This window comes from Propionivibrio sp. (genome assembly GCF_047602565.1).
Taxonomy (GTDB): Bacteria; Pseudomonadota; Gammaproteobacteria; order Burkholderiales; family Rhodocyclaceae; genus Propionivibrio.
In genome coordinates, this window is the sequence record NZ_JASGGX010000001.1 from 1,625,106 (window position 1) to 1,644,835 (window position 19,730).

Here is a 19,730-nt window from a genome sequence, read left to right on the forward strand (position 1 = left end):
TGGCGCGGCGAGCGCGACACGCGCGGCGACAGCAACTGGGTGCCGGCCGAGCAGATCGAGCGCATCGAGGTCATCCGCGGCCCGGCCGCGGCGCGCTACGGCAGCGGCGCGGCCGGCGGCGTGGTGAACATCGTCACCCGGCCGGCGACCGACGAATGGCACGGCCAGGTCACCGCCTACGCCAACCTGCCCGAGCATTCCGAGGAAGGCGCGACCCGGCGGGCCAACTTCGGCCTGAGCGGGCCGCTGTCGGAAAACCTGTCGCTGCGCCTCTACGGCAACCGCAACAAGACCGACGCCGACGACCGGGACATCAACGCCGGCCACCAGTCGCCCGGCTTCGCCAGCTCGCTGCCGGCCGGCCGCGAGGGCGTCAACAACAAGGACCTCGGCGGACGCCTGTCGTGGAAGCTGGTCCCCGGCCAAACGCTCGACTTCGACGCCAGCTACAGCCGGCAGGGCAACATCTACACCGGCGACACGCAGAACGTGGGCAGCAACGCCACGGTGGACAGCATGATCGGCAAAGAGACCAACCGCATGGAGAAGCGCACCTACGCGGTCACGCACAAGGGGACCTACGACTTCGGCAGCTCGCTGTCCTACGTGCAGCTGAGCAAGACCGAGAACTCGCGCATCCAGGAAGGCCTGGTCGGCGCCCTCGAAGGCATGTTCGCCGCCGGCACGCCGAACTTCGTCACCAACGACCTGAAGGAATGGACCGCGCACAGCGAGGTGAACGTGCCGTTCAAGGCCGGCTTCGACCAGGTGCTGACCGCCGGCGTCGAGTGGGCCGAACAGAAGCTCAGCGACCCGACCTCCAACACGCAGGCCACCACCTTCGGCACCATTCCCGGCGTGTCCAGCACCGGGCGCAGCGGCAAATCGTCGGCGAAGATCCTCTCGTTCTTCCTGGAGGACAACATCGACCTGGGGCATGCCACGCTGCTCACGCCGGGCGTCCGCTTCGACCGGCACAGCGAGTCCGGCGACAACTGGAGCCCGGCGCTCAACCTCACCCACGGGCTGACCGACACGGTCACGCTGAAAGCCGGCATCGCCCGCGCCTACAAGGCGCCCAACCTGTACCAGAGCAACCCGGACTACCTGCTCTACAGCGCCGGCAACGGCTGCTACACGGTCGGCAACGGCACCACCGGCTGCTACCTGATCGGCAACGACGACCTCGACGCGGAGACCAGCGTCAACAAGGAACTCGGCCTCGAATACAAGGCCAACGACCTCGCCGCCGGGATCACCTGGTTCCGCAACGACTACCGCGACAAGATCCAGGCCGGCACCACGCCCGTCGCCATCACCGCCACCGGCAACCGCGCCATCTACCAGTGGACCAACATCCCGAAGGCGGTGGTCGAGGGGCTGGAGGGCAGCCTGCGCTTCCCGGTGACGCGCTCGCTCGACTGGATCACCAATTTCACCTACATGCTGCAGTCGAAGAACAAGACCACCGGCGACTACCTGTCGATCATCCCGAAGTACACGGTCAACTCCTCGCTCGACTGGCGCATCAACGGCCAGGCCGGCGCCTTGTTCGCCGTCACCTGGTACGGCAAGCAGGAGCCGATGAAGTACGACTACAAGGGCAACCCGGTGACCGGCACCTCGGCCAACTCGCTGTCGCCCTACGCCATCGCCAGCATCAGCGGCCACTACGCCTTCTCCAAGAATGTGACGCTCACCGGCGGCATCAACAACCTGTTCGACAAGCGCCTGTTCCGCGAGGGCAACTCGGTGTCCGTCACCTCCACGCCGATCTACGGCACCAGCGGCGGCGCCGGCGCGGCGACCTACAACGAGCCGGGCCGGACCTTCTATCTGGCGCTGACCACCTCGTTCTGAGCACCATGCGGCCGTCCGCGTCCGCCGCCGCGCTGGCCGTGGCGGCCGTCCTGGCCGGTTGCGCGGCGCCGGCCTGCCGGGCCGCCGGCGAACCGGCGAACGGCACGCCCCGCCCCGGCTACGCCGCCGAGCGCCTGCCGCTCGCCGCGGAGTACGCGGGACACCGCTACCGCGTTTCCATCCTGCGCCCCGCCGCCGCGCCCGCGGCCGAGGCGCCGCCGGAGGGCCATCCGGTGCTGTTCATGCTGGACGGCAACGCCGTGGAGCAGGATCTCGCGGCGCTCCTCGCGAGCCCGGCGGACATGGACGGCATGCCGCCGGTCATCGTCACCCTCGGCTACGAGACGGACCGGCGCTTCGAGGTGCGGGCCCGGGCCTACGACTACACGCCGGCGCTGACGCCGGGCGCCGAGGAAACCGACCCGCTGGACGCGACGCGCCGCACCGGCGGCGCCGACGGCTTCCTGGCCTTCATCACGGATGAAATCCTGCCGGCGCTCGCCCGGCGATTCCCGGTCAACGCGCGCCGGCTGGGCCTATGGGGACATTCCTACGGCGGACTGTTCGTCCTGCACACGCTGTGGAGCGCGCCGGAACGCTTCCGCTGCCGCATCGCGGCCAGCCCTTCGCTGTGGTGGCGCGACGGCCTCCTGCTTGCCCGGCTGCCGGAGTATGGCGAACGGCTGGCCGGCCAGCGCTTCTCCCTGCTGATCACGCGGGGCGGCGCCGAGGCGAATCCCCCGCCGGACCGGCAGGAGCCGTCGGCGCGTTCGCCGCGGCGGGAACGCATCATGGCCGGCGCCCCGGCCGACGCCGTCAGGGAATTCGCCGCGCGCCTGGGCGATCTGCCCGGTGCGGACGTCGGCTATCTCGAACTGCCGGAGCAGACGCACGGCCAGGCGTTTACCGCGTCGCTGCTGCCGTCCCTGCGCTGGTTCGCTGGCTGCGCCGCGCGGTGAACCGGCCGCCGGCGGGCTAACCCTCGTTCGGCAGGTGATAGAAGGACCGGCACGGCAAGAGCTGGCCGTCCCGCAGGACCAAGCGCGGCTCCAGCAGGCGCGTCGCGCGCCGGACGTTGCCGGCGGTGCCGTCGAAGAAGGTGAACTCGCCCGCGACCTCTTCCAGGACGCTGATGTTCGCCGCGCGCCCCGTTGCCAAGCTGCCCCACTCGCGCTCGACGCCGAGCGCCCGCGCCGGATTGCACGTGGCGGCCGCGATGACATCGCGGAGCGGCATGCCGAGGCTGAGGAACTTGGACAGGGTGACCAGCAGGCTCTGCACATGCACGACGCCCAGCGACGAGAGGTCGGTGGAAATAATGTCGGGCGCCAGCCCGCCGCGCAGCAGGGTCTCGGCCGCCTTGAAGCTGAAATTGTTCTTGCCGTGGGCGCAGTCGAGGATGACGCCGCGCTCCTTGGCCTCTCTCAGCTCGGGAAAGATATCCCCGTCCGGCAGGACCATGCCGCCGGGCCGCCAGGTCATGTAGTGGCTGACGATGTCGCCCTTGCGCAGCCGTTTCAGCACGGCCCGGCTGAAGGTGTCCTGCGGATCGTTCTCCGTTCTCGGCCGGAAGTTGCCGAGGTGGATCATCAGCGGCAGGTTCAACTCCTGCGCGGCGTCGAGCGAGAGCTGGACGACGTCCGGGCGAAGCTCGATCAGCGGGTCGAAAATGCGCAGCTTCAGCCCCTTGATCACGTCCCGGTTGGCCTCCACCACGGCTTTCAGCAGGGGGAAGTCAACGTCGTGGAGCGTGCGGATTTCCGGCGGATGGAGCTGGCCGGTCGAGGCGACGTTCAGGAAGAAGGCCATCGCCGTGCGCACCCGCCCGAAATACATCTGGCGCAAGGTATGGAAATTCGCCGCGCCGGCCGAGCCGGCATCGCCGACCAGCAGCACGCCGGCATCGACGCCGGCCGTGTCGGGATGTACCGCGTGGCCGGCGAAATCGAGCGCCGGGTGGCAGTGCGCGTCGATCAGGCCGGGAACGACCAGCTTGCCGGCGAGCGGATAGGTGACCCTGGCCTGCTCCGGCGGGATGCCGGCCTCCAGACGGGCGATGATGCCGTCCTCGACGGCCACGTCGAGGATGCCGTCGATGTTCTGTGCGGGGTCGATGACCCGGACGTTTTTCAGAAGAATGTCGTACACGTGGCGTTCCTGCGAAACGGTCGTAAACGGCGCCGCCGGCCGCGCCTGGCGGCAAGCGTCGGTGCGGAGGCCGGGACGGCCTCCGCCGGCGGAGCTAGCGGGCGGCGCGCGCCTTGTCGATCTCGGCGTAGAAGCCCCTCACGAAATCCTCGCCGATCTGCGGCGCGAACTTGGTGATCACCGGCCGGACCTTCTCCTGAATCCTGGCGAGTTCGTCCGCCGGAATCGAATTCACCTGCACGCCGGCGGCCTCGAATTTGCCGATCGCCTCCTTTTCGCCCTTGTCGAGCAATTCCCGCTGGTACACGCCGGCCTCCGCCGCGGCCTTGGCCACGCCGGCGCGGTCGGCGTCCGACAGCTTGTCCCAGAACTTCTTGGACACGACCAGCGCGGAGGGCGTATAGACGTGGTTGGTCAGCGAAATGTACTTCTGCACTTCGTAGAACTTGTTGGAATAGATGTTCTGCAGCGGGTTTTCCTGCCCGTCGATGGCCTTGATCTCCAGCGCGGTGAACACTTCGGAAATCGCCATGGGCGTCGGATTGGCGCCCAGCGACTTCCAGGTCTCCAGCGCCACGGGCGTGCCCATCACGCGCACCTTCAGCCCGTCGATGTCCGACGCCTTGACCACCGGACGCTTGCTGTTGGACAGGTTGCGGAAACCCAGGCCGGTCCACGCCAGCCCGACCACGCCCGCCGGTTCGAGCTTCTCGAAAATTTTCTTGGACGACGGCCCGTCGAGCAGCGCGTAGGCCTCCCGGGTGTCGGCGAACATGAACGGCAGATCCCATATCTGGATTTCCTTCACGCGGCTGGACAGGGGCGTCAGCACGCCGATGTAGAACTCCAGCGTTCCCGCCTGGAGCGCCTGCAGCATCTTGTCGTCGCTACCCAGCGTGCCGCTGTGGTAGACCTTGATGTTGATATTATTATTGGTGTATTTCTGCGCCAGTTCGGCGAACCGGTTCATCGCCACGCCCTGCGCATAATCCTCGGGCATGAAATGGCCCAGCCTGGCGCTGATTTCGGCGCTCGCGCCGGAAGCCAGCAAGGCAAGGACATGAACCAGAACGAGCCGCCGGAAGATCCCTTTTTTCATATCCGCTTCCCCCAAGAGGAGCCGCGACATCGAACACGCGCCGCCGCCCGATTTTCCCGATTGCAGTTTGACCGCCCTGATGTTAGCGCATACATATCACGAAATCAAGCTGCCTAGTTCGTCGTGCGGATCGGCTTAACACGCTGTTTATACGCTTGATTGATGCCTGAGTCCGGTATTTAAAATAAACTGATGTATCCGATAACATCGTGAATATCTCCCTGATATGGCAGGAAAACCGAGTGAAGAAAACTGCCCCGAAGGCAGCGCATTGACCGCCCGGCCGCGCCTGAGCGACGTCGCCCGCGCCGCCGGGGTGTCGACGATGACCGTGACCCGCGTGCTGCGCGCGCCGGAGAAAGTCGCGCCCGAGACGCGCGAGAACGTGCAGCGCGTCCTGCGCGAGACCGGCTACACGCCCGACCTCCTGGCCCGCGGGCTGGCGTCGAAGCGGTCCGGGCTGGTCGCCGTCATCGTGCCCGTGCTGACCAATTCGCTGATCGCCGAGATCGTGCAGGGCCTGACCAACGCGCTCGCCCGGCAGGGCCTGCACGTGGTGCTCGGGGTGAGCGACTTCCAGCTCGACGAGGAGGAGGAACTGGTCAAGGCCTTCCTGTCGCGCCGCGTCAACGCCATCTACCTGTCGGGCGTGATCCGCTCGCCCGCCTCGCGCGCCATGCTGCTGCGCTCGGGCATCCCGGTGGTCGAAGGCGGCAATCTCGGCGCCGACCCGATCGACATGGCGGTGGGACATCCGAACCTGGCCGGGGCGTACGCGATGACCCGGCATCTCGTCGAGCGCGGCTACGACCCGATCGGCTACATCGGCGTGCAGGCGCGCGACAACGACCGCGCGATGGACCGGCGGCGCGGCTTCGAAACCGCCCTGCTCGGCGCCGGCAGGACGCCGGACCCCGGGCTGTGCGTCGAAACGACGCTCGACCTGACCGGCGGCGCGCGCGCGATGGCCGAACTGCTCGCCCGCCCCACCCGGGCGCGCGCCGTCTTCTGCTACAGCGACGTGCTGGCGGCGGGCGCCCATTTCGAATGCCAGCGGCGCGGCATCCTGATCCCGGACGGACTGGCGATCGCCGGCTACGACGACCTGGAGATCGCCCGGCAGATCACGCCCGCCCTGACCACCCTGCGCGTTCCCTGCTACGAGATCGGCGAACGCGCCGGCCAGCTGATCTGCCGGCGGCTCGCCGGCGAACAGGTCGAGGAAAGGATCGTCAACACCGGCTTCGAACTGGTGGTGCGGGAAAGCACGTAGCGCGTGCCGGATCGCCCGCAAAATCAAAAAGAACGTTTGTTCTATACTGCCGGGCGGTTCGGGCACCCGTATCGGGAAACCCGAATCCGCCGGCCGCGCGGATGAACGCCGGAGCATGTTTCATCGACTCCCGGCTTCCGGCTTTTTCGGAGCGTCCCCCAACATCACGAGGAATCGCGACGCATGAATCAGGCTGCCAACTACGAAGAGCTGAAGGCGATCATCACGCGGACCTACCCCGACATGTCCGGGCACCTCAAGCGCATCGCCCGGTTCGCGCTGGAGCATCCGAACGATCTCGCCCTCGGCACCGTGGCCGCCGTCGCCAGATCGGTCAACGTGCAGCCGTCCGCCGTGATCCGCTTCGCCAACGCCCTGGGGTACAGTGGCTTTTCCGAAATGCAGCGGATATTCCGGGGAAACCTGCTGGAACGGTCGGACAACTACCGCGAACGCATCAGCCAGATGCGCAGCCGGCGGGCGGATGACGACCGGGGCGCCGCCGGCGTGCTGCACCGGCTGGTCGCCGACACCGTCGGTGATCTCGGGCAGATGGAGGAGAACATCCCGCCCGCCGACATCGCCGCCGCCGTCGGACTCATCGCCACCTGCCCGCGCATCTTCGTCCTGGCGCAGCGGCGTTCGTTTCCGATCGCCAGCTACCTCGGCTATGCCCTCGGCCGCCTGGAGCTGCGCACGCATCTGCTCGACAGCGTCGGCGGCATGCTGCAGGAAAGCCTCGGCTCGATGTCGCCGGGCGACGTCCTGATCGTCGTCAGCTTCCGCAGCTACGCGCCGGAAGTGGTCGATGCGGCGGTCAAGGCCAACGCCGCGGGAGTCGCGGTAATCGCGATCACCGACGGGCCGCTCTCGCCGCTCAAGAACTGCGCGCGCGTCTGCCTGGAGGCGGCCATGGATTCGACGCGGGAGTTCCGTTCGCTCGTCGCGCCGATGTGCCTGGCCCAGGCCCTGGTCGTCGGAGCCGGCTACCATCTGGCCGAGCAGAAAAAAGCGCCGCCCGCGAAAACCGGGAAACCCCGCCGGAAGGCGCCGCGCAACGCAGCCGCGGCCTGAGTCGCGCGGCCGATCCCTGCCCGGGACGGAGGCGCGGCCATCCATGCATCCATGAATCGACGGCCAAGCCGGTCGTTTCGTCGGTTTCACCAAAAATTAGAACAATTGTACTATTGACTTATTAAAGTAGAACGTTCATTGTTTACCGCAGGTCATATCCCGGATTTGCGCGGACGCATCAGCGGCGGCTGGCGGCCCTCCGGGCATCGTCCCGCGCATCCTGAAAAAAGAGCCGGCATCCAGACACGGCGCGCGCCGGACGACGCAACCGGCCGTCAAGAAGGAAATTGCAGCGAGAGGGGAAACGGTTTCGATGCGGCGCAAGACGACTCGTGCGCCGGCGCCATCTTCACCAACGAGAACACGGTTGCCAAAAAACCGGATCGATGAGGGGGAACCATGAAGAGGATGTTGTTCGCAACGCTCCTGTCGACCGCCGCGCTGGCGGCGTCGATGCCCGCGGCGGCGGCCGAAGCCAGGGAGGTCAGGGTCGGCGTCCTGCTGCCGCTGACCGGCTCTTCGGCCGAGACGGGCAAGATTTCGAAGAACGGGATCGAGCTCGCCATCAACACCATCAACGCCCAGGGCGGCATCAAATCGCTCGGCGGCGCCAGGCTGGTGCCGGTGTACGCCGATTCCGCCGGCAAGCCGGAAACCGGCGTGACCGAGATCGAACGGCTGATCGTCAAGGACAAGGTCAATGTCCTGGTCGGCCCGTACAACAGCAACGTCGCCGCGCCGACGGCGGAAGTCGCCGAGAAGTACTCGACGCCCTACATGCTCACCAACGCGGTGGCCGACGGCATCCTGCAGAAGGGCTACAAGTACGTCTGGCGCGCCAACCAGAGCGCCTCGGGCGACGCCATCGACCTGATCGCCTTCCTCGCCGACGCCGGCAGGACGGCCGGCAAGCCGGTGAAGAACATCGCGCTGGTGTATGAAAGCACCGACTGGGGCAGCTCGACGGCCGAGGCGTTGAAGAAGCGCGCCCAGGAAGCCGGCATGAACGTGGTCGCCGCCATGGACTACCCGGCCAACACGGCGGACATGACCTCGATCGTGGTCAAGCTCAAGAGCCTGAATCCGGACGTCGTCCTGACCATGTCCTACCTCAACGACGCGCTGCTGTTCACCCGCACCGCCCAGGAAATGCGCCTGAACAGCGCCATCCTGGCCGCCAGCGGCGGCTTCTCGCTGCCCGCCTTCGTGGACAAGTCCGGCAAATCGGCCGAGTACGTGATGACGCTGTGCAGCTGGAAGCCGGACATCCTGAACAGCAAGCCGGCGGCGTCGAAAAAGCTGAACGAGGACTACAAGGCCAGGTACGGCACCGATTTCAGCGACTATTCAGCCAACGCCTGGATGTCGGCGATGGTGCTGTTCGACGCCGTCGAGCGCGCCGGCAGCCTCAAGCCGGAAGCGATCAAGGCGGCGATGGACGCGACCGACATCAAGGGCGATCACGTGGCGCTGTCGCTGCACGCCTACGACGGGATCAGCTTCAACCAGGAAATCCGGGGCATGCGCAGCCAGAACATCCATGCCCGCCAGGTGATCGTGCAGGTCCAGAACGGCCGCTTCCGGATGGTCTGGCCGTTCGACATGGCGCCCAAGGACGTGCGGCTGAACTGGCCGATCCCCGCCTGGAGCGACCGCAAGTAGCCGCCGCCGGCCGGCGCGCCCCGCGCGGCAGCTCCCCGGCGACGGCATCCCGCATCCGCGTTTCGCAAAAACCGTATCACCCTGCTAGGAGGGAAAACATGAAAAAGGCAATGATTGCAACGGTCCTGTCGGCGGCGCTGGCCTTGCCGCTGGCGTTTTCGACCCCCACGGCCGCCGCCGCGGATGCCAAGGAAGTCAAGATCGGCATCCTGCTGCCGCTGACCGGCTCCTCGGCCGAAATGGGCAAGCTGTCCAAGAACGGCATCGAGCTGGCGATCAACACGATCAACGCCCAGGGCGGCATCAAGTCGCTCGGCGGCGCCAAGCTCGTGCCGACCTACGCCGACTCTTCGGGCAAGCCGGAAACCGGCGTGACGGAAATCGAGCGGCTGATCGTCAAGGACAAGGTCAACGCCCTGCTCGGCCCGTACAACAGCAACGTCGCCGCGCCGACCGCCGAAGTCGCGGAAAAATACTCGATGCCGTACATGCTGACTAACGCGGTGGCCGACGGCATCCTGCAGAAGGGCTACAAGTACGTCTGGCGCGCCAACCAAAGCTCATCCGGCAACGCCATCGACCTGATCGGCTTCCTGTCCGACCTCGGCAAGAAGAGCGGCAAGCCGGTGAAGAACATCGCGCTGGTGTATGAGAGCACCGACTGGGGCAACTCATCCGCCGAGGCGCTGAAGAAGGTGGCCCAGGAAGCCGGCATCAACGTGGTCGCGGCGATGGACTACCCGGCCAACACGGCGGACATGACCTCGATCGTGGTCAAGCTGAAGAGCCTGAACCCGGACGTGGTCATTCCCATGTCGTACCTGAACGACGCCCTGCTGTTCACCCGCACCGCCCAGGAAATGCGCATGAACAGCGCGATCCTGGCCGGCGGCGGCGGCTTCTCGGCGCCGGCCTTCGTGGACAAGGCCGGCAAGTCGGCCGACTACGTGATGACGCTTTCCGGCTGGGACCCGGACATTCTCAGTTCCAAGGCGGAAACCTCGAAGAAGCTGAACGACGACTACAAGGCCAAGTACGGTACCGACTTCAGCGAGTATTCGGCCAACGCCTGGATGTCGGCGATGGTCCTGTTCGGCGCCATCGAACGCGCCGGCAGCCTCGCCCCGGACGCGATCAAGGCGGCGGTCGACGCCACCGACATCAAGGCCGGCGATCCGGCGCTGGCGCTGCATCCCTACGACGGCATCACCTTCAACCGGGACGTGCGCGGCATGAAGAGCCAGAACAACTTCGCCCGGCAGGTGATCGTCCAGGTCCAGAACAAGAAGTTCCGCATGATCTGGCCGTTCGACATGGCGCCGAAGGACGTGCCGCTGTCCTGGCCCGTGCCGGCCTGGGGCGAGCGCAAGTAAGGACGCGCCCGCGCGACGACGACGCCAGCCGGTTCCGGCCGGAACCGGCTGGCCGCCACGAAAGAGGGATTCAATGGACGCAATCATTCAAGCAGGCACCAGCGGACTGCTGATGGGCGGCATCTACAGCCTGATCGCCATCGGCCTGAGCCTGGTGTTCGGCGTCATGCGCATCATCAACTTCGCCCACGGCGAATTCCTGATGATCGGCATGTACCTGAGCTACTGGCTGATCACGCTGCTCGGCCTGGACCCGTACCTCGCCGCGCTGATCGTCACGCCGGTCCTGTTCGGCATCGGCTACCTCTTCCAGAAGGGGCCGCTGAACACCATGCTGGTGCGGGAAAAGTCGCGCGAGCCGCTGAGCATCCTGCTGTTCACGGCGGGCCTGTCGCTGGCGCTGCAGAACGTCGCGCTGATCGCCTTCGGCGCCGACGCCCGCGCCGGCAACACCGACTACACCGGCACCACCTTCGACGTCCACGACGTGATCATCTCGACGCCGCGCTTCTACGCCTTCGCCATCTCCATCGTGTGCACCCTGTACGTCTTCTGGCTGCTGAACAAGACCGAAATCGGCCGGGCCATCCGCGCCACCTCGCAGGACCGCAACACGGCCAAGCTGATGGGCATCAACGAGAAGAAGATCTACTGCATCGCCTTCGGCCTGGGATCGGCGCTGGTCGGCATTTCCGGCGCGCTGCTGGTGCCGTTCTACTACGTGTTCCCGACCGTCGGCGGCGTCTTCGGCCTGCGCTCCTTCATCATCGTGGTGCTCGGCGGCATCGGCAGCATCAAGGGCGCCTTCCTGGGCGGCATCCTCATCGGCCTGGTCGAGGCGCTCGGCACGCAGTTCATCAGCCCCGCCTACGCCGAAATCCTGGTCTTCATGATGTTCGTCGCCGTCCTGCTGTTCAAGCCGGCCGGCCTGTTCGGCCTGGAAAAATCCTGAGCGCGGGGGAGAGACAGCATGCAGAAAAGAAACCTGGCGATGCTCGGGGCCATCCTGGCGGCGGTGGCGCTGCTGCCGCTCGTCGAATCCGATCCGTATTTCCTGCAGGTCTTCATCATGATCATGCTGTTCGCCTACTGGGGCGCCGCCTGGAACATCATCAGCGGCTTCGGCGGACAGATGTCGCTCGGCCACGCGGCCTTCGCCGGGATCGGCGCCTACACCTCGACCGTGCTGTTCATCAGCTACGGGCTTTCCCCGTGGCTCGGCATGCTGGCCGGCGGGCTGGTGGCGGGCGGCTTCGGGCTGCTGATCGGCTATCCGTGCTTCAAGCTGCGCGGCACCTATTTCACGCTGGCGACGATCGCCCTGCTCAACGTCATCCGCATCCTGGTGCTGGCCAACCAGACCGTGCTCGGCTTCGAAATCCGCGGCGCGCAGGGGCTGTCGGTACCGTGGCGCGGCAACAGTCTGGCCAACATGCAGTTCCTCAACAAGGTGCCTTATTTCTACCTGATCCTCGGGCTGCTAATCGTCGTCCTGCTCGCCTCGTACTGCATCAAGCGATCGCGCATGGGCTACTACCTGGCGGCGATCAAAACCAACCAGGAAGCGGCCAACTCGCTCGGGGTCAACGTGACGCGCTACAAACTGCTGGCGCAATTCATCAGCGTCTTCTTCACCGCCATCGGCGGCACGTTCTACGCGCAGTTCATCCTGTTCATCGACCCGCAGCGTCTGCTCGGCTTCGACCTGTCGCTGGAAATGGCGATCATCGCCCTGATCGGCGGGCAGGGCACGGTGCTCGGCCCGGTGCTCGGCGCGGTCATCCTCGTTCCCGTGGCGGAAATCACCCGCGCGCACATCAGCGGAGACTTGGCAGCGTTGCCGGTGATCATCTACGGCCTGGCCCTGATGCTCATCATCTACTACCTGCCCGAAGGCATCAGCAAATACCTCGGCCGGTTCTACAACAAGCCGGCCGCCCGGCGGGGAGAAGGAAAATGAACGACCGCCTGCTGTCCGTCGAAGGCGTCACCAAGAAATTCGGCGGCCTGGTCGCCGTCAACAACGCCGACCTGCACGTCCGCAAGCACGAAGTGGTGGGACTGATCGGTTCCAACGGGGCCGGCAAGACGACCCTGTTCAACCTGATCGCCGGCGATTTGCAACCGACTTCCGGCAAGGTCGTCTACCAGGGCCGGGAAATCCAGGCGCTGCCGCCCTATCGCATCTGCCGGCTGGGCGTGGCCCGCACCTACCAGATCGTCAAGCCCTTCTCCGAACTCACCGTCCTGGAAAACGTCATGGTCGGCGCCTTTCTGCGCCGTTCCCGCACGTGGGAAGTGCGCGACCACGCCGAAGAGGTGCTGAAAACGGTGGGGCTGATCGAGCTGCGCCACGTGGTCGGCAAGGATCTCAACCTGCCGCAGCTCAAGCGCATGGAACTGGCCCGCGCGCTCGCCACGCAGCCCGAACTGCTGATGCTCGACGAGGTGATGGCCGGACTCAACCCGGTCGAAAGCGCCAAGGTGATCGAGCTCGTGCGCAGCATCGGCGAGCGGGGCACCACGCTGCTGATCATCGAGCACGTGATGAAGGCCATCATGAGCCTGTCCCACCGCGTTCTACGTCATGAATCAGGGGAAGGTCATCGCCGAGGGCGCGCCGGAGGACGTCGTGCGCAATCCCGAGGTGATCAAGTCGTACCTGGGAGAACGCGCGCATGCTTAACGTGAACGATCTGAACGTCTTCTACGGCAACTTCGAGGCGCTGCATTCCGTCTCCCTGACCATCGGCGCCGGCGAAATCGTCGCCCTGCTGGGCGCCAACGGCGCCGGCAAGTCGACCACCATTAACACCATCTCCGGCCTGACCGAACTGCGCGGCGGGACGATGACCTACGACGGCGCCGACCTGGCGGCCATGCCCGCCCACGAGCGGGTCGCCCGGGGCGTCATCCAGGTGCCGGAAGGCCGCAAGCTGTTCCCCTTCATGACCATCCTGGACAACCTGCTGATCGGCTCCTTCTCGGAAGGCACGCGCGCGCGCCGCGCGGAGACGCTGGAGATGGTCTACGAACTGTTCCCCAAGCTGGCCGAACGCAGGAACCAGCTGGCCGGCACGCTTTCCGGCGGCGAACAGCAGATGTGCGCCGTGGCGCGCGGGCTGATGGCGCAGCCGAAAATCCTGATGCTGGACGAACCGTCGCTCGGCCTGGCGCCGATCATGGTCGAGACGATCTTCGAGGCCATCGTCAAGATCAACAAGCTGGGCACCTCGATCCTGCTGGTCGAGCAGAACGTGCTGTACGCCCTGGAGATCGCCAACCGGGGCTACGTCGTCGAAACCGGCCGCACCGTGCTGCAGGGCACCAGCGCCGAACTGAGCAGCAACGAGGAATTGCGCAAGGCGTATCTGGGGCTTTGACGGCGCCGCCGGCATACCGACGCCGGACGGCGGCACGCGATGATTCCGGCGGCCGGGCGGCCTGCCGCTCCGGACGGGCATCCGGAACTTGTCACTGCATTCCTTTTGCCCCACCATGCCGCCTTGATCACCGCTCGCCGCCTTCTCCCCCCGCGCCATGCCACCCCGAATCCGCCGTACGCTCATCGTCCTTGCCTTCGTCGCGGCGGCCGCCGCCGCATTCTGGTGGTTCACCCGCCCGCAGCCCGCCGCCGTCGTCGTCCATGAAATCGACCGGGGCAAGGTCGAGGCCAGCATCGCCAACACGCGCGCCGGCACGGTGGAGGCCTGCCTGCGCACCAAGCTGTCGACCATCGTCGGCGGGCGCATCGAAGTGCTCAACGTCAAGGAAGGCGACCGGGTGCGCAAGGGCCAACTGCTGATGAGGCTGTGGAATGACGACCAGCAGGCGCAGAGCGCGCTGGCGCAGACGCAGGTGGCGACGGCGCGGCAGCGCGTGGCCGAGGCCTGCGCGCAGGCGGCCAACGCGGCGCGCGAGGCGGAGCGCCAGGCGGCGCTGCGCGACAAGGGTTTCGTCTCCCCCTCGCGCGAGGAATCGGCGCGCACCGAGGCCGACGCGCGACGCGCCGGCTGCGAGGCGGCGCGGGCCGACGTGACGCAGTTCCTAGCCAGGGTCGCGGCCACCCGCGTCGAGCTCGGGCGCACCGTGCTCTACGCGCCGTTCGACGGCATCGTCGCCAAGATCGTCGGCGAGATCGGCGAATACTCGACGCCCTCGCCGCCCGGCGTGCCGACGCCGCCGGCGATCGACCTGATCGACGACTCCTGCCTCTACGTCGAGGCGCCGATGGACGAGATCGACGCCCCGAAGATCCGCCCCGGCCAGCCGGTGCGCATCAGCCTCGACGCGCTGCCCGGGCGCTCCTTCCCCGGCCGGGTGAAGCGCGTCGCGCCGTACATCACCGCCGTCGAGAAGCAGGCGCGCACGGTGGACATCGAGGCCACCTTCGACGACCCGGCGGCGCCGGGCAGGCTGCTCGTCGGCTACAGCGCCGACGTGGAGGTGATCCTCGAAGCGCGGGAGAACGTGGTGCGCGTGCCCACCTCGGCGCTGCTCGAAGGCGGCCGCGTGCTGGTCGCCGGCAAGGACGGCACCCTCGCCGAGCGCCGCATCAGGACCGGCCTGTCCAACTGGGAATTCACCGAGGCGCTGGCAGGACTGGACGCCGGCGAACGGGTCGTCACCTCGCTGGAGCGTACCGGCGTCAAGGCCGGGGCGGCCTACACGCTGGAAGAAAAACCGCAAGGCCGATGATGGACGGACCGCTGATCGCGCTCTCCGGCATCGAGCGCGTCTTCCATCTGGGCGACAGCGAAGTCCACGCCCTGCGCCAGCTCGACCTCGCCATCGCCGCGGGCGAATACGTCGCGGTGATGGGGCCGTCCGGCTCGGGCAAGTCGACGCTGCTCAACCTGCTCGGCCTGCTCGACCGCCCCAACGCCGGCACCTACCGGCTCGAAGGGCGCGACGTGACGACGCTCTCGCCGGTCGAGCAGGCGCGCGTGCGCAGCGAGCGCATCGGCTTCGTCTTCCAGAGCTTCCACCTGGTGCCGCGCCTGACCGCGGCCGAGAACGTCGCGCTGCCGATGGTGCTCGCCGGCATCCCGCCGGCCGAGCGCCAGCGGCGCGTCGAGTGCGCGCTGCACGACTACGGCCTCGCCAACCGCGCCGGACACCGTCCGGACCAGCTTTCCGGCGGCCAGCGCCAGCGCGTCGCCATCGCCCGCGCCACGATCATGCAGCCGGCCATGCTGCTCGCCGACGAACCGACCGGCAACCTCGACCGCGCCACCGGCGAGGAAGTGATGCGCCTGTTGGAAGAACTCAACGGCCGGGGCGTCACGCTGATCGTCGTCACCCACGACGTAGGCCTCGGCGAGCGCGCGCGGCGGCAGCTGCGCATGGAGGACGGATGGCTGCGCCACGACTCCGCGGGCGACGCCTGACACGGCGTCTCTCAGGGGAACACCGATTCATTCGTCACCTCGGCTAATCCGTCATTCCGGCGAAAGCCGGAATCCAGGACGGCCGACGAACCGGCCCCCGGCTTGTGCCGGAATGACGGATCAGCGTACCGTCCGTCAGGTCACGACCTCGCACCCCAGGCGGGCAAGCGTCGCGTCGACCCAGGCGCGGTCGTCCCGCCCCGCGAGGATCGCCTGCATCTTCTTCTCCTCCAGGGCGTGCTTCTTCACGGCGGCCTCATACACCGCGTCGACCTGGTCGTAAGGCACGCAGAGCAGGCCGTCCTCGTCGCCGATGATCAGGTCCCCCGGTTCGATGACCATGCCTTCGATGGCGATCGGCACGTTGATCTCGCCGGGGCCGTCCTTGTAGGGGCCGCGATGGCTGATGCCGGCGGCGTACACCGGCCAGTCGCCCGCCTGGATGGCGGCCACGTCGCGCACCGCGCCGTACAGGACGATGCCGGCCAGTCCGCGCACCCTGGCATGCGCCACCATCAGCTCGCCCATCAGCGAGTTGGTGAGATCGCCGCCGCCGTCGACCACGATCACGTCGCCCGGCGCGGCCATGTCCAGTGCCTTGTGGATCATCAGGTTGTCGCCCGGCCGCGTCTTGACGGTGAACGCGGGTCCGGCCAGCGCGCCGCCGCCGTGCATCGGACGCAGCCGGGCGCCGCCCGCCGTCATGCGGTTCATGCAGTCGCTGACGTTGGCCACGGGCAGTTCGCGAAAACGCCGCACGGTCTCGGCGCCGACCGCGCGCCGGCGGGGAAGAATGCGGAATCCGATCATGATGGGTCCTTTCGTGATTGGGAAATCGTGGAGTCCGACGCTCAGCGCGTAGCGTCCGCCTCGGGCTCCTCATAGACGACGCGCTTGCGGCGCCGGATGGCCGGCATGGCCATGCTGGCCAGCAGCAGGACGGCGGCGACGATGAAGAACAGGCTCAGCGGACTGCGCAGGAAGACGAGCGGATCGCCGCCGGAGAGCAGCAGCGCGCGGCGCATGTACTCCTCCATCATCGGGCCGAGCACGTAGCCGAGGATCATCGGCGCCGGCGGGCAGTCCAGCCGCGCCAGCACGTAGCCGAGGACGCCGACGGCGGCGCAGACGTACACGTCCACCACGTTGCTGTTCACCGTGTAGTTGCCGAAGGCGCAGAACATGATGATGCACGGGAACAGCCAGCGGTAAGGCACCGCCAGCAGGCGCACCCAGACGCCGACCAGCGGCAGGTTGAGCGCGACCAGCATGACGTTGCCGACGAACATGCTGGCGACAAGCCCCCAGAACAGCTGCGGATCGCGCACCATCACGGTCGGGCCCGGCTGCACGCCGTACATGACCAGCGCCCCGAAGATCAGCGCCATCGTCGCGCTGCCCGGGATGCCCAGGGTCAGCGTCGGGATGAACGTGGTCTGTGCGGCGGCGTTGTTGGCCGCCTCCGGCGCGGCGACGCCCTCGACCGCGCCGGCGCCGAAACGCGCGGGATCTTTCGCCATTTTCTTCTCGACCATGTAGGCGGCGAACGACGACACCGTGGGGCCGACGCCCGGCAGCATGCCGAACAGGCCGCCGACCGTGGTGCCGCGCAGCGAAGGCGCCAGGATGGCCTTGAACTCCGCCCAGCTCATCATCATGCCGGAGACCTTCGAGGTGAACACCTCGCGCATTTCCTTCTGGCCCAGGTTGTGCACCACCTCCGGCACGGCGAACAAGCCGACGGCGAGGATCGAGAAGCCGATGCCGTCCGCCAGTTCGGGCACGTCGAAGGTGAAGCGTTCGGCGCCCGAATTCACGTCGGTGCCGATCAGCCCGAGCAGCAGCCCGAACACCACCATGCCCAGCGACTTGGCCAGATCGCCGCTGGAGAGCACCGTCGCGGAAACGAGGCCCATCAGCATCAGGGCGAAATAGTCCTCGGCGCCGAACTTGATCGCCCAGCTCGACAGCGGCCCGGCCAGCGCGGCGATCAGCAGGGTGCCGATGAAGCCGGCGATCACCGAGGCCAGCGCGGCCGTGGCCAGGGCGTAGCCGGCCTTGCCCCGGCGGGCCATCTGGTAGCCGTCCAGGCTGGTCACCGCCGAGGACGCCTCGCCGGGCAGGTTGACCAGGATGGCGGCGGTCGAGCCGCCGTACTGGGCGCCGTAGTAGATGCCGGCCAGCATGATCAGCGCGGATACCGGCGGCATGCCGAAGGTGATCGGCAGCAGCATCGAGATCGTCACCAGCGGTCCGACGCCGGGCAGGACGCCGATCAGGGTGCCGAGCAGGACGCCGATGAAGCAGTAGCCGAGATTGCTCAGCGTCATCGCCACGCCGAACCCCAGGGCCAGGTTGCTGAGGAGTTCCATGGCTCAGAACCTCCACGCGAAGAGCGGAAAATTCATGTTCAGCCCCCAGACGAAGACGGCGACCGAGAACAGGCACATCAGCGCGGCCAGCGCCGCCACTTCCCGGAAGCGGAACTCCGGCCCCGCGGCGGCCGAGGCGAAGACGAGCACGCCCATGGCCGGCACCAGGCCGACCCGTTCGACGAGCAGGCCGAACAGCACCATGGCCAGGGTCAGGATCGCCAGCGGCCGGAACGCCCACGCCGCGCGGGCCGGGCCGCCGGCGCGCAGTCCCCGGGCCGCGATCCACAGCCCCAGCAGGACCAGCAGCGCGCCGAGAACGCGCGGGAAGTATCCCGGCCCCATGTCGAGCAGGGTGCCCGCCTCGTAGCGGCGGGCGACGACGAGCGCCAGCGCGCCGAACAGCACGAAGACCGCCCCCGCCAGCGTATCCTTGTTTTGCCACGATCCCGAAGCCATCCCGCCCTCCTCGTCCCGGCCGCGACCGCCCTCAGCGCGGCTTGATGTTGGCCTTCTCGATCACCGACCGCCATTTCGGCACGTCGGACTTGATCAGGTCGACGAATTCCTCGACGGTGCCCGTGCCGGTATGTACGTCGGCGCCGCCGTTCTTGAGCTGCGCCTGGACGGCCGGGTTCTTGAGCACGGCGTTGATCTCCTTGTTGAGGCGGACGACGATTTCCCTGGGCGTGCCGGCCGGCGCGACGACGCCCCACCAGGTCACCGCCTCGCCGCCCGGATAGCCCAGCTCGACGATGGTTTGGGTGTCGGGAAGCTCCGCCTGGCGCGCCTTGTCGAACACCACCAGGCTTCTTGCGGTGCCTTCCTTGATCTGCGGCATCAGCGACGCCACCGTGGCGATGAACAGGTCGATGCGCCCGCCCAGGAGGTCCGGCAGGGCCTGCGAGGTCCCCTTGTACGGAACGTGCAGGAACTTGGTGCCGGACAGCTGCTGCAGCAGTTCGCCCGCCAGGTGCCCGCTCGTGCCGACGCCGGGCGAGGCGAACTTGATCGATCCGGGGCTGGCCTTCGCCGCGGCAAGGATGTCGTTCAGCGATTTGTATTTCGCATCCTTGGCGACGATCATCACCATCGGCGCCGAAGCCGTCAGCACGACCGGCGCGAAATCCTTGACCGGATCGTAATTGCCGGTCCCGAGCAGGGGGTTGATGACCAGATTGGCGTTCTGCGCCATGACCAGCGTATAGCCGTCCGCCTTGGCCTTGCCGCCCAGGCTCAGGCCCAGGCTGCCGCCGCTGCCGGGCTTGTTGTCCGGCGCCAGCGCCCAGCCCGTGGCCTTGCCGAGTTCAGTGGAAATCACCCGCGCCACGAGGTCGGTTCCTCCGCCCGGCGGGAACGGCACGATCATGCGGATCGGCTGGCTCGGATACTTGTCCTGAGCGTTGGTCGCCGCGCACAGCGCGGCCATCAGAATAAAGGCACTCACCCTCCACAGCTTTTTCATGAACCCTCCCGGCA

The 19,730-nt window shown here is 67.3% G+C and carries 18 protein-coding genes and 2 pseudogenes; 14 read left to right on the top strand and 6 right to left on the bottom strand.

What is annotated here, in order from left to right; all coding sequences use genetic code 11:
- Positions 1 to 30: 30 nt before the first annotated feature.
- Both QM701_RS07485 and QM701_RS07490 read left to right on the top strand, forming a co-directional pair.
- Positions 31 to 1,860, top strand: a pseudogene (locus tag QM701_RS07485) (FepA family TonB-dependent siderophore receptor); the annotation flags it as partial.
- A gap of 5 nt (positions 1,861 to 1,865) precedes the next feature.
- A complete protein-coding gene (locus tag QM701_RS07490) occupies positions 1,866 to 2,819 on the top strand; it encodes an alpha/beta hydrolase (RefSeq protein WP_415169356.1) in 954 nt (317 codons plus the stop codon).
- 16 nt (positions 2,820 to 2,835) lie between these two features.
- Here the strand turns inward: QM701_RS07490 and QM701_RS07495 are convergent, their stop codons facing one another.
- Positions 2,836 to 4,008 carry an amidohydrolase family protein gene (locus QM701_RS07495; protein ID WP_415166464.1) on the bottom strand — a complete coding sequence of 391 codons (1,173 nt, stop codon included), beginning with the start codon at positions 4,006 to 4,008 and terminating at the stop codon, positions 2,836 to 2,838.
- Between the two features lie 94 nt (positions 4,009 to 4,102).
- A complete protein-coding gene (locus QM701_RS07500) occupies positions 4,103 to 5,107 on the bottom strand; it encodes a TRAP transporter substrate-binding protein (RefSeq protein ID WP_415166465.1) in 1,005 nt (334 codons plus the stop codon).
- A gap of 271 nt (positions 5,108 to 5,378) precedes the next feature.
- On the opposite strand from QM701_RS07500, the gene QM701_RS07505 reads away from it, so the two are divergent.
- The 12 genes and pseudogenes from QM701_RS07505 to QM701_RS07560 all read left to right on the top strand — a co-directional run bounded on the left by QM701_RS07505 (position 5,379) and on the right by QM701_RS07560 (position 15,879).
- Positions 5,379 to 6,380 carry a LacI family DNA-binding transcriptional regulator gene (locus QM701_RS07505; RefSeq protein WP_415166466.1) on the top strand — a complete coding sequence of 334 codons (1,002 nt, stop codon included), beginning with the start codon at positions 5,379 to 5,381 and terminating at the stop codon, positions 6,378 to 6,380.
- A gap of 183 nt (positions 6,381 to 6,563) precedes the next feature.
- Positions 6,564 to 7,454 (top strand): MurR/RpiR family transcriptional regulator, encoded by an 891-nt coding sequence (locus QM701_RS07510; protein ID WP_415166467.1) that lies wholly within the window; start codon positions 6,564 to 6,566, stop codon positions 7,452 to 7,454.
- 138 nt (positions 7,455 to 7,592) lie between these two features.
- Positions 7,593 to 7,844, top strand: coding sequence for a hypothetical protein (locus tag QM701_RS07515; RefSeq protein ID WP_415166468.1), 252 nt, complete (start codon positions 7,593 to 7,595; stop codon positions 7,842 to 7,844).
- A 9-nt stretch (positions 7,845 to 7,853) separates the two neighbouring features.
- Entirely contained in the window at positions 7,854 to 9,116 is a 1,263-nt protein-coding gene (locus tag QM701_RS07520; protein WP_415166469.1) for an ABC transporter substrate-binding protein, read from the top strand.
- A 98-nt stretch (positions 9,117 to 9,214) separates the two neighbouring features.
- Positions 9,215 to 10,489, top strand: a complete 1,275-nt coding sequence (locus QM701_RS07525) for an ABC transporter substrate-binding protein (protein ID WP_415166470.1) — start codon at positions 9,215 to 9,217, stop codon at positions 10,487 to 10,489.
- 73 nt (positions 10,490 to 10,562) lie between these two features.
- Positions 10,563 to 11,441, top strand: a complete 879-nt coding sequence (locus QM701_RS07530) for a branched-chain amino acid ABC transporter permease (protein WP_415166471.1) — start codon at positions 10,563 to 10,565, stop codon at positions 11,439 to 11,441.
- Between the two features lie 18 nt (positions 11,442 to 11,459).
- On the top strand, positions 11,460 to 12,449 hold the full coding sequence (locus QM701_RS07535; protein WP_415166472.1) for a branched-chain amino acid ABC transporter permease: 990 nt from the start codon (positions 11,460 to 11,462) through the stop codon (positions 12,447 to 12,449).
- Positions 12,446 to 12,931: pseudogene (locus tag QM701_RS07540) on the top strand (ABC transporter ATP-binding protein); the annotation flags it as partial. The gene QM701_RS07535 and the pseudogene QM701_RS07540, both read left to right, overlap by 4 nt.
- Before the next feature lie 145 nt (positions 12,932 to 13,076).
- Positions 13,077 to 13,175, top strand: coding sequence for a hypothetical protein (locus QM701_RS07545; protein WP_415169357.1), 99 nt, complete (start codon positions 13,077 to 13,079; stop codon positions 13,173 to 13,175).
- Positions 13,168 to 13,872 (top strand): ABC transporter ATP-binding protein, encoded by a 705-nt coding sequence (locus QM701_RS07550; RefSeq protein WP_415166473.1) that lies wholly within the window; start codon positions 13,168 to 13,170, stop codon positions 13,870 to 13,872. The genes QM701_RS07545 and QM701_RS07550 overlap by 8 nt, the downstream gene beginning before the upstream one ends.
- Before the next feature lie 157 nt (positions 13,873 to 14,029).
- A complete protein-coding gene (locus tag QM701_RS07555; protein ID WP_415166474.1) occupies positions 14,030 to 15,187 on the top strand; it encodes an efflux RND transporter periplasmic adaptor subunit in 1,158 nt (385 codons plus the stop codon).
- Positions 15,184 to 15,879 (top strand): ABC transporter ATP-binding protein, encoded by a 696-nt coding sequence (locus tag QM701_RS07560; RefSeq protein ID WP_415166475.1) that lies wholly within the window; start codon positions 15,184 to 15,186, stop codon positions 15,877 to 15,879. The genes QM701_RS07555 and QM701_RS07560 overlap by 4 nt, the downstream gene beginning before the upstream one ends.
- A 135-nt stretch (positions 15,880 to 16,014) precedes the next feature.
- Here the strand turns inward: QM701_RS07560 and QM701_RS07565 are convergent, their stop codons facing one another.
- Genes QM701_RS07565 through QM701_RS07580 form a run of 4 tightly spaced genes read right to left on the bottom strand, consistent with a single transcriptional unit; the run spans position 16,015 to position 19,716 of the window.
- Entirely contained in the window at positions 16,015 to 16,689 is a 675-nt protein-coding gene (locus tag QM701_RS07565; protein WP_415166476.1) for an RraA family protein, read from the bottom strand.
- Positions 16,690 to 16,730: 41 nt separating this feature from the next.
- Positions 16,731 to 18,251, bottom strand: coding sequence for a tripartite tricarboxylate transporter permease (locus QM701_RS07570; RefSeq protein WP_415166477.1), 1,521 nt, complete (start codon positions 18,249 to 18,251; stop codon positions 16,731 to 16,733).
- 3 nt (positions 18,252 to 18,254) lie between these two features.
- Positions 18,255 to 18,710: a tripartite tricarboxylate transporter TctB family protein gene (locus tag QM701_RS07575; protein WP_415166478.1), complete on the bottom strand. Its 456-nt coding sequence runs from the start codon at positions 18,708 to 18,710 to the stop codon at positions 18,255 to 18,257.
- A 31-nt stretch (positions 18,711 to 18,741) separates the two neighbouring features.
- Entirely contained in the window at positions 18,742 to 19,716 is a 975-nt protein-coding gene (locus QM701_RS07580; protein ID WP_415166479.1) for a Bug family tripartite tricarboxylate transporter substrate binding protein, read from the bottom strand.
- Positions 19,717 to 19,730 lie beyond the last annotated feature (14 nt).